We start from the raw sequence: 14061 nt of genomic DNA, 5'->3' as shown, positions 1-14061 counted from the left end.
GGGAGAAATCACATTTTCACTAGGTGCTCAAGATGAATCGCTATGGTACAATCCGGTCTATTCTATTTCTGGAAGGGGCTACTGAATTTGACGGATCTTTTTGTGTTTTTTGCGGGCATGATCATGGGGTCATTTTTTCATCTCGTTGGTGACAGGCTACCAATGAAACGGTCCATTCTTTTTCCACGTTCTCACTGTGAAATTTGTAAACAGTCGCTTTCTTTTCATGACATGCTTCCGCTCATCTCTTATATTGTATTGAAAGGGTCTTGTAAGCGCTGTGGCGCCCGCTTGTCTTTCCTGTATCCAATGACTGAGCTGCTAACAGGCTGCCTTTTTTTGCTCATTTATAGGACTGCTGGTTTTTCGTTTGAGGGCCTTTTTCTTGTGATTCTTTGTAGTTTATTCGTGATTGCTGTCGTGAGTGATCTTCTTTATATGAGAGTGCCAAACGAGCTCTTTCTTTTCTTTTTTCCTCTTTTCGTCATATACCGCACGCTAGAACCGCTTTTGATTTGGTGGGAAGGAGCGGCGTCTCTCCTTTTTTGTTTTCTTTTGTTTTATAGCTTAGACTGCTTCAAGCCAAATAGCATGGGCGGAGCGGATATGAAGCTGTTTGGTGTGCTTGCGTTTTGCTTTGGTTTCAAATGGTTTCTTATCATTCTTTTCCTTTCATCTGTCACTGGAATGGTTTATGCAAAGCTGTTTTCCTTCAGGCTGGATGAGCCATTTCCCTTTGTTCCTGCGATCGCTTTCTCTTTTTGGCTGTATCTTTTTTGGGGCGATAGGCTGATCGCAATTGGCGATTTTTTTGGATGAAAAAATTGGCGAACACTTTTTTAACCTGCCGACAAAAGTCTTGTTCTTTTTTTTATCTGCTATGTTAAAGTGTGAAGCAGAAAGAAGGACGGGTTACATTCGCGCTGATTCATTGGACAAAAAGGTCTTTCTTACAAACAATGTCAGAAAGCGGGGAATGACAGTGAAAAAAAGGCAGGCAAAAAAACAAGGGTTAAAGGTTAATATTAATGGCAAGGAAGAAATGCTTCATGAAGATGATCATCAGCCTCAAAAACAGCAAGAGGATCATGTAACGTTTTCGAACTGGGAGGAAAAGAGGCAATCGGAACAGGAGGCAGCAGCTTCCCATGAAGAACCGTCTAAACCGAAGGAAGAAGATTTCCAGTGGGACGATGCAGCTGATCATATTTATCACTCTGATCCAAAGGTTGTCACGCCTTATCAAAAGAAAAAAGGCTCATTTGATCAGAAGTTCAGTAAAAATCGGGGTCCCTTCAAAAGAGTGATGACAACGATTGTGTTTGCAGTGGTTCTTGGGACAGGCCTCGGTGTGTTTGCACTAAGTTTAAGTCAAAATGGTTCAGCCAATCCGTCAGACGGAGATCATATCAGCGTCTCAGCATCTGGAAGCGAGCCTTCGATGAAAGCAGGAGGAGAGACGCCGCCGGCTGATACTACAGATGAATCAAAAGACAATAAAGATGAAAAAAGTGTCTCTGGCAGCTTTTCAACCTTTGTCGTACAGGCTGGAAAGTTTTCTTCTGAAAAAGGAGCAGATGACTTAGTTGGCAGTTTAAAAGAGGCAGGATATGCAGGTAAAAAGGTATCAATGGATGATGGATATTATGTGATTGCCGGGCTTGCCACAGAACAAGGCATGACAAGCGCTGTTGGGAAAAAGTTGATCGATCAGCACTTTGAAGCATGGGGAGGGAAGGAGCTCTCGTTTCAAGTGCCGGATGAGCTGACTAGTTTAATAGAAAAGGCATCTGTCTTATCTTCAAAGGTCATTGCAGGGGATGATGTAGATCAAAAGGAAGTCACGCAGCTGATTTCTGAGCTGGAAAATGCAAAAACAACTGATGCATCAGCCAAGAGCAGTTTGCTGAAAGCAGTTCAGCTCTTAAATAACCCATCTGCTGAAAATGGGTGGAAATCTCAGCAAGCCCTGCTTGATCAATTAAATACGTAAAATCATTTTTTAATCAACTAAACTAGTCAAAAAATGACTAGTTTTTTTCTTTTCCTTCCAACATAATGATGAATGAACATGAAAAATGATTTTTCATCAATTGTCGGTAAGATGTACATTTGATAGGATGAATGGGTATCTTACTTCTTAGGCTATACCCTGAAAGGATGAACAAACATGAACCAATTGATTCTCGCATCTCAATCACCTAGAAGAAAAGAATTGCTTGATTTAGCAGGGTTTTCATATGACATTCAAGCAAGTCAATTAAAAGAAGAAATAAATCGAAACCTTTCTCCTGCTGAGAACGTCCAATGGTTGGCAGAACAAAAAGCAAATGATATTCAAAAAATACATCCCAACGCTGTGATCATTGGCGCAGATACAATTGTTGCAATGGACGGCAAATGCCTTGGAAAACCAAAAGGCAAGGAAGAAGCGGCTTCAATGCTTCAATTATTGTCAGGTAAGGCACATCAAGTCTTGACGGGTGTTACGATTCAATCAGAAAATAGAAAAGAAACCTTTTATGAGCAGACAGAAGTGACATTTTGGCCGCTTACGCAAAATGAAATAGACCGCTATATCGAAACAGGCGAACCTCTTGATAAAGCTGGAAGCTACGGCATTCAAGGGAAAGGTGCCCTGTTTGTACAAAAAATAGACGGTGATTATTTTTCCGTTGTAGGACTCCCTATTGCCAAAACAGTTAGAGTGCTTGAAACATTTGGAATCACCCCTTTTTGATGACGGGAAGGAATCTAAAAAGGAGTGTTTATCTTGAGTCATTTCCCTATGTTGCTGAAGCATTTTCCTCATGATGAAAAGCCGCGAGAACGATTTATCAAATATGGTCCAAGTAGTTTATCAAACCATGAACTTGTCGCAATCCTGTTGAGAACAGGCACAAAAAAGGAATCGGTTCTTCAAGTTTCTGCAAGGCTTCTGCAAACATTTGGCGGTCTTCGTACTGTGAAGGGAGCTTCAATTGAAGAACTGTCAAAGATTCGCGGAGTTGGAAAAGCGAAGGCGATCTCTCTTTTAGCTGCTTTAGAACTAGGCACAAGATTACACCATCAAACGACGGACAACCGTTATGTGATTCGCACGCCAGAAGATGGGGCGAACTTTGTGATGGAAGATATGAGATTTTTGACGCAAGAAAATTTCGTTTGTCTTTATCTTAATACGAAAAATCAGGTTCTTCATAAACATACTGTGTTTATTGGAAGTTTGAATTCGTCGATTGTTCATCCGCGTGAAATTTTTAAAGAGGCCTTTAAACGTTCGGCCGCTTCATTTATCTGTGTGCACAACCATCCATCTGGAGACCCGACACCTAGCAGGGAAGATATTGAAGTGACAAAGAGACTTTTTGAATGTGGAAAGCTGATTGGAATCCAGTTGCTTGATCATCTTGTGATAGGTGATCAAAAATTTGTGAGTTTGAAGGAAAAAGGGTATTTGTAACACTTTTTTTTTCAATGTTTTACGATATAATAGAGTTTATGAGTTTTTCCCTAAAGGGAATTTTGGTTTAAGAAAGGAAGATACATACATATGTTTGGAATTGGTACAAAAGACCTTGGAATAGATCTTGGAACAGCGAATACGCTTGTTTTTATTAAAGGAAAAGGCATTGTTGTGAGAGAACCTTCGGTCGTAGCTTTGGAAACCGATACGAAGTCTATAGTGGCGGTCGGAAATGACGCTAGAAATATGATTGGCCGTACACCAGGTAATGTGGTGGCGCTCCGTCCAATGAAAGACGGTGTCATTGCAGATTATGAGACGACAGCAACAATGATGAAATACTACATTAATCAAGCATTAAAAAACAAAGGACTATTTGCTCGTAAACCTTATGTGATGGTATGTGTACCATCCGGTATTACAGCTGTAGAAGAGCGCGCAGTCATTGATGCAACAAGACAAGCTGGTGCACGTGATGCATACCCAATTGAAGAACCATTTGCTGCGGCGATTGGTGCGAACCTGCCTGTATGGGAGCCAACAGGAAGTATGGTTGTGGATATTGGCGGCGGTACAACAGAGGTAGCGATTATTTCACTTGGCGGCATTGTGACATCTCAATCCATCCGTGTTGCAGGGGATGAAATGGATGATGCGATCAGCAGTTATATCCGTAAAACGTATAATCTAATGATTGGTGATCGTACTTCAGAAGCGATAAAAATGGAAATCGGTTCAGCGCAGCCAGATGTGCATGATGAGATGGACATTCGCGGACGTGACCTTTTAACAGGTCTGCCAAAAACAATCTCTATTACGGCGGAAGAGATTGCAAAAGCGCTTCGCGATACAGTGGAAACAATTGTCGATGCGGTAAAAATGACGCTTGAAAAAACCCCGCCTGAGCTGGCAGCAGATATTATGGACCGTGGAATCGTTTTAACAGGCGGCGGTGCATTGCTGCGTAATCTTGATAAAGTCATTAGTGATGAAACGAAAATGCCAGTCATTATTGCTGAAGACCCACTTGACTGTGTGGCGATCGGAACAGGGAAAGCACTAGAACATATTCACTTGTTCAAAGGAAAATCAAAAGATAATCGGGCGTAAATAAAGAGGTGTAAGACATGCCGCAGTTTTTTATGAATAAAAGATTAATGTTGCTCCTTGTCTGCGTCATCGTGCTGGTGGCCATGATTGGTTTTTCAGTGAAAAGCGGCAGAGGTGCTTCATGGCCGGAAAAATTAGTGGGGGATACGACAGGCTTTTTTCAAGGTGTCTTTCATAAACCATCACAATTTATTGCCGGTATTTATGAAAATGTACAAGATTTAAAGAACACATACGATGAAAACGAGCGTCTTCGAAAAAAACTTGATGGACAAACCCAATATGAGGCGAAACTTCAAGAACTAGAAGATGAGAACAAAAAGCTTCGCAAGCAGCTCGGATATGTAAACTCTATTCGTGACTACACGCCGATCCTTTCAACAGTCATCGCAAGAAATCCCTCCCTTTGGGATAGCTTTGTGATGATCGATAAAGGCAAAAAACAAGGCGTTGAAAAAGATATGGCGGTCACAAATGAGAGTGGTGCGTTAATTGGAAAAATTGAAAGTGATAAGCTCAACAATTTTACTTCGACTGTAAGGTTGCTAAGCTCTACAGACCAAAATAATAGAATTTCAACGAAAATTTTTGCGAAAAAGGGCAAAGAAGAACTCAATGGAATTATTAACGGCTATGACAGCAAGAAAAAAATGCTGACAATGAACATTTTAAAATCCGATGCTGATGGGGATGTCAAAAAAGGAGATCTTGTTGAAACATCTGGAGCAGGGGGCGTATTCCCGCAGGGCTTGACGATTGGAAAGGTGAGTGAAATCGAGCCTGACCATTACGGACTGACAAAAATTATTTATGTAGAACCAGCTGCTGAACTCAATAATTTAGACCATGTGATTGTTGTGAATCGCAGCACAAGTACGGCAGATGCATCTCAATTAACGAAGGAGGAAGGCTCGTGAAACGTGTCCTTCTTGCTTTCGTCATGTTGTTTATTTTCGTATTTGACAGTATTTTTGTTGATTTAGTGAGGCTCCCATTTGTTTCAGAGGATCAAATTTTAGCACCTCATTTCATCTTACTCGCACTTGTATTTTTGACAGCTTTTGTGAATCAAAAATACGGCGTGATTTACGGATTTATCTTTGGACTTTTATATGATATTTCGTATACAGGTATTCTTGGTGTTCATATGTTTGGCTTTGGTGCGCTCTGCTATTTGCTGGCGAAAGCCTTCAAAGTGCTTCAGACGAATATTTTAGTCGTTGTCTTTCTGTCAATTATTGCTGTTGCAGTGATGGAGTTTTATGTGTACGGCGTTCAAGCGACGATTCAACCAGGGATCATGCCGTTTAATACGTATGTGATCGAACGCTTTATTCCAACGATTCTTTTAAATACTGCTGCGTCTCTCATACTTGTTGTGCCGCTTAGGCTCTTTTTCATCAATGTGAAACAAGGACTGGTCGACGAATAAAAGCAGGAGTTTGTCCAATTACGGCGAAATGAGTATGTTGTTGAGGTGAGCATCTTGAAAACTCAAAAACAGCAATATGTGACAATAAAAGGTACAAAAAACGGATTAACACTACAGTTAAATGACGACTGTTCGTTTGAAGACCTTCTTTCTGGCCTGCGAGAGGTTCTTTTACTTGAGCAATATACAGATGGAAGAGAAGGACATAAGGTCAATGTGCATATTAAACTTGGTTTTCGGTATTTAACAGAGGATCAGGAGGCGCGTTTGACTGAAGCGGTGTCTGAAAATGAACATCTCGTCATTCACTCTATTGAAAGTGACGTCATGTCAACTGAAGAGGCGAGACGGTTAAAAGCAGAGGCCGAGATCACCTCTGTAGCAAAAATTGTACGCTCTGGACAGGTGCTGCATGTCGAAGGAGATCTTCTATTAATAGGGGATGTAAATCCTGGCGGAACCATTCGCGCAGGGGGTAATATCTTTGTGCTTGGTGCGTTAAAAGGTGTAGCACATGCTGGATGTAATGGAAACAAACAAGCTGTCATTGCGGCATCTCATATGATTCCAACTCAGCTTCGCATCGCACAAGTGTTTAACCGTGCACCAGATCAAAAAGAAGATGGAAATGAAATGGAATGTGCTTATTTAGATATAGATGGCAATATGATCATTGAACGCCTGCAGCAATTGGCTCATATAAGACCTAATCTGACAAGGCTTGAGGGAGGAATGTGAAATTGGGCGAGGCTATTGTGATTACCTCAGGAAAAGGCGGCGTTGGCAAAACAACAACATCTGCAAACTTAGGCACAGCACTAGCAATTCAAGGAAAAAAAGTGTGTCTAGTTGATACCGACATTGGCCTTCGGAATTTGGATGTCGTGATGGGGCTTGAAAACCGCATTATTTATGATCTAGTCGATGTAGTAGAAGGAAGATGCAAAATTCACCAAGCGCTTGTGAAAGATAAGCGTTTCGAGGATCTTTTGTATCTTTTACCCGCTGCTCAAACAAGCGATAAAACGGCTGTAGAGCCGGAGCAGATCAAAGAATTAATTCAATCATTGAAACAAGACTTTGATTATGTTGTCATTGATTGCCCTGCTGGAATTGAGCAAGGCTTTAAAAATGCTGTATCAGGTGCTGACAAAGCGATTGTGGTCACGACACCTGAAATCTCAGCTGTGAGAGATGCAGACCGAATTATCGGCTTGCTGGAGCAAGAAGATATTGAACCGCCTCGTTTGATTGTGAATCGCATTCGTACACACATGGCGAAAAATGGCGACTCAATGGATGTGGATGAAGTGGTCCATCATTTATCGATTGATCTTCTCGGCATTGTAGCAGATGATGATGATGTCATTAAGGCTTCAAACAATGGTGAACCGATTGTCATGGATGCCAAAAATAAAGTCTCGATTGCGTATCGCAATATTGCTCGCCGCGTACTAGGTGAATCTGTTCCGCTTCAATCATTTGAAGATGACAACAAAGGAATGTTTGCAAAGCTGAAAGCATTTTTCGGTGTAAGAGCATAATCATTCACGTGAGATCAGACCGATTCTTTTTGAATCGGTCTTTTTGTTGCATATCACATGAGGTCGTCACATAAAATGTACAAACTGTTTGTATGTAAAGGGTGATCTCATGAAAAGAGTGGACGAGTATCGAAAAAAAATAGCGCAGCGCCGCAAAACGAAGCAGCCGGCTGCTGCTCCTAAGAAGGCGGCTTCCAAGAAAAAAGGAGACATACCGCCATGGGTCATGTTAACGGAAGAAGAAAAGCATTCTGGGTCAGCTTCCTACGAGTCGACGTCTCATCAGTCAAAAAAATATCGTCATCCACTATTTAACCCCAATACTTTTGTGCTTAAATGTTTACTTTCTGCGTCGCTTGTTTTGATTGCAGCTATTTCATTTAAAGGTCAGGCAGGTCCTTTTCAGCAGCTGAAGCCGGTGATTAGTCAAACCTTTGAACAAGATTTTCAATTTGCCGCCGCCAACCGGTGGTTTGAGAAGACAATTGGGAACCCGCTTGCCTTTTTAACCGAGAAAAAGGATGGTCAAAAGGACGTACAAGCCAATCAAGAATTGGCTGTGCCTGCTTCTGGAAAAGTGCAGGAATCATTCACACAAAATGGTGCAGGTGTCAAAGTGGAGACATCCGCAGAAGCCATTGATAGTATGAAAGAAGGCTATGTTGTAGAGGTGAAAAAGAAAAGCGACACAGGGCTCACAGTGGTGGTGCAGCATGCAGATAACAGCTACAGCTGGTACGGTCAACTAAAGGAAGCCGATGTGGCCCTATACGATTTTGTCGATAAAGGTGAAAAAATTGGCCGAATTTCGCTAGATGAACAAGGGAAAGGTACGTATTACTTCGCCATTAAGCAAAACGAACAGTTTATTGATCCCATTCAGGTGATGACCTTTGAATAGATGGCTGCTCATGCTGACAAAGGTTCACATCCATCCGCTTCTTTGGATTGTGATGGCGTTTGCCATTCTATCAGGTCAAATTAAGCCGCTGCTTTGTCTGCTCATTATCGTCTGTGTCCATGAACTTGGACATGCAGCGGCTGCTTGCTATTATCATTGGCGCATTCGGCGGATATTTTTACTTCCATTTGGCGGAGCGGTAGAAGTAGAAGAACATGGGAACCGTCCGCTAAAAGAAGAGCTGGCGGTGATTTTATGCGGACCGCTTCAGCATGTGCCGCTCCAGCTTATGGCGTGGCTTTTCATGCAAGTTTCTTTTATTTCTCAAGACGTCTTTACGATGTTCACCTTTTTCAATATGGCGATTTTTCTTGTCAACCTTTTACCTATTTGGCCGCTCGATGGCGGAAAATTATTTTTTTTGCTCTTATCTGTTTTTTACCCTTTCCAGCGCGCACATGCCCTTGCGATAAAAGGCTCACTTGGCTTTTTCGGTCTTTTGACAGCAGGGCTGATCTGTTTTGCTCCGCTGCAATTCAACGGCTGGGTCCTGCTCACTTTTTTAGCCTATTCCCTTGTGATGGAACACCGGCAGCGGCATTACGTCAGGGTACGCTTTTTACTAGAGCGGTATTACGGCAAAAAAGAGCAAAAGGTAGAGAAACTCATTCCGCTGAGAGCCAGTGCTGAGGAGAAAATATACGAAGTCATGTCACGATTCCAAAGGGGTTGTAAGCACCCCATTATTATCGAACGAAATGGTGTGAAAATGAGCCAGCTCGATGAAAATGAATTGCTCCATGCCTATTTTTCAGATCGAAGAACGACCTCCTCGATGGAAGAGCTTCTTTTACCTTACTAATGGTGAAAATACATTGACATTCTGCGTCTAGTTTGATATATTTTTTAATGTTATGGATATGTAGCACCCGTGCTACAACCGCGCGGAGCAGGTGTAAAGTGCCTATGGCCCCCTGTATTCGGCGAGTCTGAGTTTATTAGGAGGTGCAGAGATGTACGCAATTATTGAAACTGGTGGTAAACAAATCAAAGTTGAAGAAGGCCAAACTGTTTATGTTGAAAAACTAGCTGCTGATGCAGGTGAAACAGTTACTTTCGAAAACGTATTGTTTGTCGGCGGAGACACTGTCAAAGTGGGTAACCCTTCAGTTGCTGGAGCAACAGTAACGGCTAAAGTTGAAAAACAAGGTCGCGGTAAGAAAATTACTGTGTTCAAGTATAAACCGAAGAAAAACAACCACAAAAAACAAGGTCATCGTCAACCTTACACTAAAGTTGTTATCGAAAAAATCAACGCTTAAGGCGTGTGAGTGATATGATCAAAGCAACCATTACTCGGTCGCCAGCAGATGAGAGCATTACGTCTTTTCAGATGACTGGACATGCCGAGTTTGCTGAAAAAGGTCAGGATCTCGTTTGTGCAGGTGTATCTGCAGTTGTTTTCGGTTCAGTCAATTCAATTATTGCACTGACAGGAATTGATCCACTGCTTGATATAGGAGATGAAGGCGGATATTTCTCTTTTGAATTACCAGCTGATACAGATCCAGTCACCTTTGAAAAAGCCCAGCTGCTTTTAGAAGGCATGGTCGTTTCCTTAGAGACAATCGAACGAGATTATCACGATTATGTGAGAATATCTACAAAAAAATAGGAGGTGAACTTCATGCTTAGATTAGATCTTCAATTTTTCGCATCTAAAAAAGGGGTAGGTTCTACAAAGAACGGACGTGACTCTGAGTCTAAACGTTTAGGCGCTAAACGTGCGGATGGTCAATTCGTAACTGGTGGTTCTATCCTTTATCGTCAACGTGGAACGAAAATCTATCCAGGTGAAAACGTTGGACGCGGAGGCGACGACACTCTTTTCGCTAAAATCGACGGAACAGTTAAATTCGAACGTTTCGGTCGTGACCGTAAAAAAGTGAGCGTATATCCTGCGGCACAATAATTGCTAAAAACTCCGGTCATTGACTGGAGTTTTTTTCACTGTTCAGGGAGCTTTTGCGCTTTTTACAAGTGGTACCGAAGATGATAAAAGAAGATGCACTCCATAAATATCAGAGTACGTTTGCTGACTTTGCCTCATTTTCTCCTATACGATCAGAAAAAACAACCTTTCCTCACATAACTAGTGTTTTTCTAAGCTGTCTTCTCTGTTATAATTCAGGGAGACATAGTGATGATAAGACTCCTAAAAGAGAGACCAAACGATTGGGAGTGCGATAATGGAAGAGATACCAAGTAAACAAACTGAAAAATTAACTCACGTTGCATTAACAAATGAATTGATTTATCTACTTAGTCGCTCAAGACACGACTGGATGAATAAATTGCAGTTAATCAAAGGCAACTTGACATTAGAAAAATATGACCGAGTGTTCGAAATAATAGAAGAAATGGTCATTGAAGCACAGCATGAATCCAAACTCTCAAATTTAAAAATTCCCCAATTGGCCTATTACTTTCTAACATTTAATTGGGAGTCGCATTTTATCACCCTAGAATATGAAGTGCTTGGTGAAACCCGAGACTTATCAGCATATGAATCGCAGCTGCTAACGGTATCACGGGAGTTGTTTTCGATATTCGATCAATCAGTTTGCCAAAAAACTGAAAATCATTTAACGGTCACGTTCCAAACAGATCATGATGAGAATGATGTGGTCTTATATTTTGATTTCAAAGGAAAATTAACAAGTTTGGATGCGTTAAATGCGTTTCATGACGCAAACTATCCATGTATGAGTATAACGCAATTTCATGTGACCTCTCATGAGTCCATGATTGAGCTTTGTTTGAGGCAAGAACGAGATATGTGATGCAGAGAAACGGAGGAAGTTATGTTTGTAGATCAGGTTAAAGTGTATGTTAAAGGCGGTGACGGCGGAAACGGTATGGTAGCGTTCCGTCGTGAAAAATATGTGCCAAAAGGCGGTCCAGCAGGCGGCGACGGCGGAAATGGTGCAGATGTTGTATTTGAGGTGGACGAAGGACTCAGAACGTTGATGGACTTTCGTTATAAACGTCATTTCAAGGCGGATCGCGGCGAGCACGGGATGAGTAAAAACCAGCATGGCCGTAATGCGGAAGAAATGGTCGTCAAAGTTCCACCTGGTACAGTGGTAACAGATGCAGAAACGGGACAAGTACTTGCTGACTTAACAGAGCATGGGCAGCGGGCAGTCATTGCAAAAGGTGGACGAGGCGGACGTGGAAATACACGCTTTGCAACACCTGCAAACCCTGCACCACAGCTTTCTGAAAATGGTGAACCGGGTAAAGAACGTGACGTTATCCTGGAATTAAAAGTACTTGCAGATGTTGGACTCGTTGGTTTCCCAAGTGTCGGGAAGTCGACGCTGCTTTCCATTGTCTCTTCTGCGAAACCGAAAATTGCAGATTATCATTTTACAACGCTTGTGCCGAATCTTGGTGTTGTCGAGACGGATGATAACCGAAGCTTTGTCATGGCGGATCTGCCGGGACTAATTGAAGGCGCGCACCAAGGCGTTGGTTTAGGTCATCAATTTTTACGCCACATTGAGCGTACACGTGTCATTGTCCATGTCATTGATATGTCAGGACTTGAAGGACGTGACCCTTACGAAGATTATGTGACGATTAATGAAGAGCTTGAGCAGTACAATATGAGATTGACAGAGCGTCCACAAATCATTGTGGCTAACAAAATGGACATGCCAGATGCAGCTGACAATCTAGCAGCATTTAAAGAAAAACTAACGGATGACCATAAAGTGTTCCCAATTAGTGCGATCACAAGAGAAGGGCTTCGTGAGCTCTTATTTGAGATCGCCAATCAGCTTGAAACAACACCGGAATTCCCGCTCTACAATGAAGAGGATCTGTCTGATAACCGCGTGATGTACAAGTTTGATGAAGGAGAAGCACCATTTGAGATCTCAAGAGATCCTGATGGCACGTTTGTTTTAACGGGTAAAGCACTGGAGCGACTGTTTAAGATGACAGATTTCTCAAGAGACGAGTCAGTGAAACGATTCTCTAGACAGCTTCGCGGAATGGGTGTCGATGATGCCCTGCGTGAGCGTGGTGCGAAAGATGGCGACATCATTCGTCTGCTTGAATTTGAATTTGAATTTATTGATTGATCAAAAGGAGGGTCCAGTTCATGGGCTCTCCCGTTTTTAAAAGGGGAGAAAACAGGTGAAAGAAGAAACGTTCTATTTAGTAAGAGAGGATGTACTTCCAGATGCGATGCGAAAAACGCTTGAAGTCAAAAAGCTTCTCGATCGCAAAAAAGCGGATTCAGTTGCGGATGCTGTTCAGAAAGCGGATTTAAGCCGCAGTGCTTTTTATAAATACCGGGATGCTGTTTTTCCATTTTATACGATGGTGAAAGAGCAGATCATCACATTGTTTTTCCACCTAGAGGATCGGTCTGGGGCTCTGTCAAGGCTGCTGCAAATTGTGGCTGACTCTGGCTGTAATGTGTTATCCATTCACCAAACCATTCCGCTGCAAGGAAGAGCCAATGTAACCCTATCGATCAGTACGGCTGGCATGGTAGATGATATCAATACAGTCATGAATCAATTAAGAAAACTTGAATTTGTCGAAAAAGTTGAAATTCTCGGTTCTGGGGCGTAAAAGGAGAGATCATAGCAGATGAAGCAATTAACTGTAGGTTATTTTGGACCAGAGGCAACATTTACTCATTTGGCCGTATGTTCTTGCTTTCCAAAAGATGCAGTGCAGCGGGCTTATGCAACCATTCCGCAATGTATGGATGCTGTGTCAAAGGGCGAAGTAGATTTGGCGGTCGTTCCACTTGAAAATGCACTCGAAGGATCTGTAAACTTAACGATTGATTATTTAATCCATGAAGACGCACTGTCCATTGTTGGCGAAATGACAGCACCGATTCGCCAGCACCTGCTTGTCCATCCATCAAAAGCGGAGAGCTGGGAGACATTAGATGTGATTCAGTCACATCCGCACGCAATTGCGCAGTGTCATCAATTTTTGAAAAAGCAGTACCCTGATATTCCGCATAGACCGGTGGAATCAACAGGCTATGCAGCGAAATATATTAGTGAGCATCCCGATGAAGCTGTTGGTGCGATTGCCAATGAGATTGCCGCAAAAACGTACGGATTGGCCATTGCGAAAAAAGACATTCATGATTATCCGCACAATCACACACGCTTTGTTATTTTACATAAAGACCCTAAGGCATCGTTTCCAATGAATTCAGGCTTTTCTTCGAAGCCAAAAACAACCATTGTTGTCAGTCTGCCAAAGGATGACCAATCAGGTGCATTACACCGCGTGTTATCTGCTTTTTCTTGGCGGAATCTGAACTTGTCAAAAATTGAATCCCGTCCGACAAAAACGGGTCTTGGACACTATTTATTTATCATTGATATCGAAAAAGAGATGGATGACGTGCTTGTCCCTGGTGCGATTCAAGAATTAGAAGCGATTGGCTGCGAGGTCAAACTGCTTGGCAGCTACCAAACATATGAATTAACGAATGAAAAATAGTGTCCCAACAGGACACTATTAAGATTGTAGAAAATAAATTTTATTTTTTGTTATTATTGTG

The 14061-nt window shown here is 42.1% G+C and carries 18 protein-coding genes and 1 other annotated feature; all 18 genes read left to right on the top strand.

From position 1 onward, the window contains the following. The first annotated feature begins 87 nt into the window (after positions 1–87). The 18 genes from BA1_RS08820 (at position 88) to pheA (ending at position 14000) form a co-directional block, all read left to right on the top strand. The gene (locus BA1_RS08820) at positions 88–819 is read left to right on the top strand and encodes a prepilin peptidase (protein WP_008357929.1); all 732 of its coding nucleotides are present in this window, start codon (positions 88–90) and stop codon (positions 817–819) included. Beyond that, on the top strand, positions 800–1993 hold the full coding sequence (locus BA1_RS08815) for an SPOR domain-containing protein (protein ID WP_008357926.1): 1194 nt from the start codon (positions 800–802) through the stop codon (positions 1991–1993). The genes BA1_RS08820 and BA1_RS08815 overlap by 20 nt, the downstream gene beginning before the upstream one ends. A 177-nt stretch (positions 1994–2170) precedes the next feature. Then, a complete protein-coding gene (locus BA1_RS08810; protein ID WP_008357924.1) occupies positions 2171–2740 on the top strand; it encodes a Maf family protein in 570 nt (189 codons plus the stop codon). A 48-nt stretch (positions 2741–2788) separates the two neighbouring features. Further along, positions 2789–3463 (top strand): RadC family protein, encoded by a 675-nt coding sequence (radC, locus tag BA1_RS08805; protein ID WP_034738900.1) that lies wholly within the window; start codon positions 2789–2791, stop codon positions 3461–3463. Positions 3464–3553: 90 nt separating this feature from the next. Then, positions 3554–4576 (top strand): rod shape-determining protein, encoded by a 1023-nt coding sequence (locus tag BA1_RS08800; protein WP_008357919.1) that lies wholly within the window; start codon positions 3554–3556, stop codon positions 4574–4576. A 17-nt stretch (positions 4577–4593) separates the two neighbouring features. Continuing rightward, a complete protein-coding gene (mreC, locus tag BA1_RS08795; protein WP_008357916.1) occupies positions 4594–5493 on the top strand; it encodes a rod shape-determining protein MreC in 900 nt (299 codons plus the stop codon). After that, on the top strand, positions 5490–6008 hold the full coding sequence (gene mreD, locus BA1_RS08790) for a rod shape-determining protein MreD (protein WP_008357915.1): 519 nt from the start codon (positions 5490–5492) through the stop codon (positions 6006–6008). Before mreC ends, mreD begins: the two co-directional genes overlap by 4 nt. 54 nt (positions 6009–6062) lie before the next feature. Then, the gene (minC, locus tag BA1_RS08785) at positions 6063–6746 is read left to right on the top strand and encodes a septum site-determining protein MinC (protein WP_008357913.1); all 684 of its coding nucleotides are present in this window, start codon (positions 6063–6065) and stop codon (positions 6744–6746) included. A gap of 2 nt (positions 6747–6748) precedes the next feature. Then, a complete protein-coding gene (gene minD / locus BA1_RS08780) occupies positions 6749–7552 on the top strand; it encodes a septum site-determining protein MinD (protein ID WP_008357911.1) in 804 nt (267 codons plus the stop codon). A gap of 109 nt (positions 7553–7661) precedes the next feature. After that, positions 7662–8453 (top strand): M23 family metallopeptidase, encoded by a 792-nt coding sequence (locus BA1_RS08775; protein ID WP_008357909.1) that lies wholly within the window; start codon positions 7662–7664, stop codon positions 8451–8453. Next, the gene (locus BA1_RS08770) at positions 8446–9315 is read left to right on the top strand and encodes a M50 family metallopeptidase (protein WP_008357907.1); all 870 of its coding nucleotides are present in this window, start codon (positions 8446–8448) and stop codon (positions 9313–9315) included. Before BA1_RS08775 ends, BA1_RS08770 begins: the two co-directional genes overlap by 8 nt. A 66-nt stretch (positions 9316–9381) precedes the next feature. Then, positions 9382–9454, top strand: a sequence feature (ribosomal protein L21 leader region). Between the two features lie 12 nt (positions 9455–9466). Next, entirely contained in the window at positions 9467–9775 is a 309-nt protein-coding gene (gene rplU / locus BA1_RS08765; RefSeq protein ID WP_008357905.1) for a 50S ribosomal protein L21, read from the top strand. 14 nt (positions 9776–9789) lie between these two features. Beyond that, positions 9790–10128 (top strand): ribosomal-processing cysteine protease Prp, encoded by a 339-nt coding sequence (locus BA1_RS08760; protein WP_008357903.1) that lies wholly within the window; start codon positions 9790–9792, stop codon positions 10126–10128. A 12-nt stretch (positions 10129–10140) separates the two neighbouring features. After that, positions 10141–10425: a 50S ribosomal protein L27 gene (gene rpmA, locus BA1_RS08755; protein ID WP_003216586.1), complete on the top strand. Its 285-nt coding sequence runs from the start codon at positions 10141–10143 to the stop codon at positions 10423–10425. Between the two features lie 277 nt (positions 10426–10702). Beyond that, positions 10703–11296: a sporulation initiation phosphotransferase B gene (locus BA1_RS08750; RefSeq protein WP_008357900.1), complete on the top strand. Its 594-nt coding sequence runs from the start codon at positions 10703–10705 to the stop codon at positions 11294–11296. A gap of 21 nt (positions 11297–11317) precedes the next feature. Beyond that, positions 11318–12604: a GTPase ObgE gene (obgE, locus tag BA1_RS08745; RefSeq protein ID WP_008357898.1), complete on the top strand. Its 1287-nt coding sequence runs from the start codon at positions 11318–11320 to the stop codon at positions 12602–12604. Positions 12605–12659: 55 nt separating this feature from the next. Next, complete coding sequence (locus tag BA1_RS08740) at positions 12660–13103, top strand: ACT domain-containing protein (protein ID WP_008357896.1); 444 nt, start codon at positions 12660–12662, stop codon at positions 13101–13103. Positions 13104–13121: 18 nt separating this feature from the next. Further along, a complete protein-coding gene (gene pheA, locus BA1_RS08735) occupies positions 13122–14000 on the top strand; it encodes a prephenate dehydratase (protein ID WP_008357894.1) in 879 nt (292 codons plus the stop codon). Positions 14001–14061 lie beyond the last annotated feature (61 nt).

This window comes from Bacillus xiamenensis (assembly GCF_000300535.1).
Taxonomy (GTDB): Bacteria; Bacillota; Bacilli; order Bacillales; family Bacillaceae; genus Bacillus; species Bacillus xiamenensis.
The sequence above is the reverse complement of the archived record's forward strand: the minus strand, read 5'-3'. Positions and strand labels throughout refer to the sequence as shown.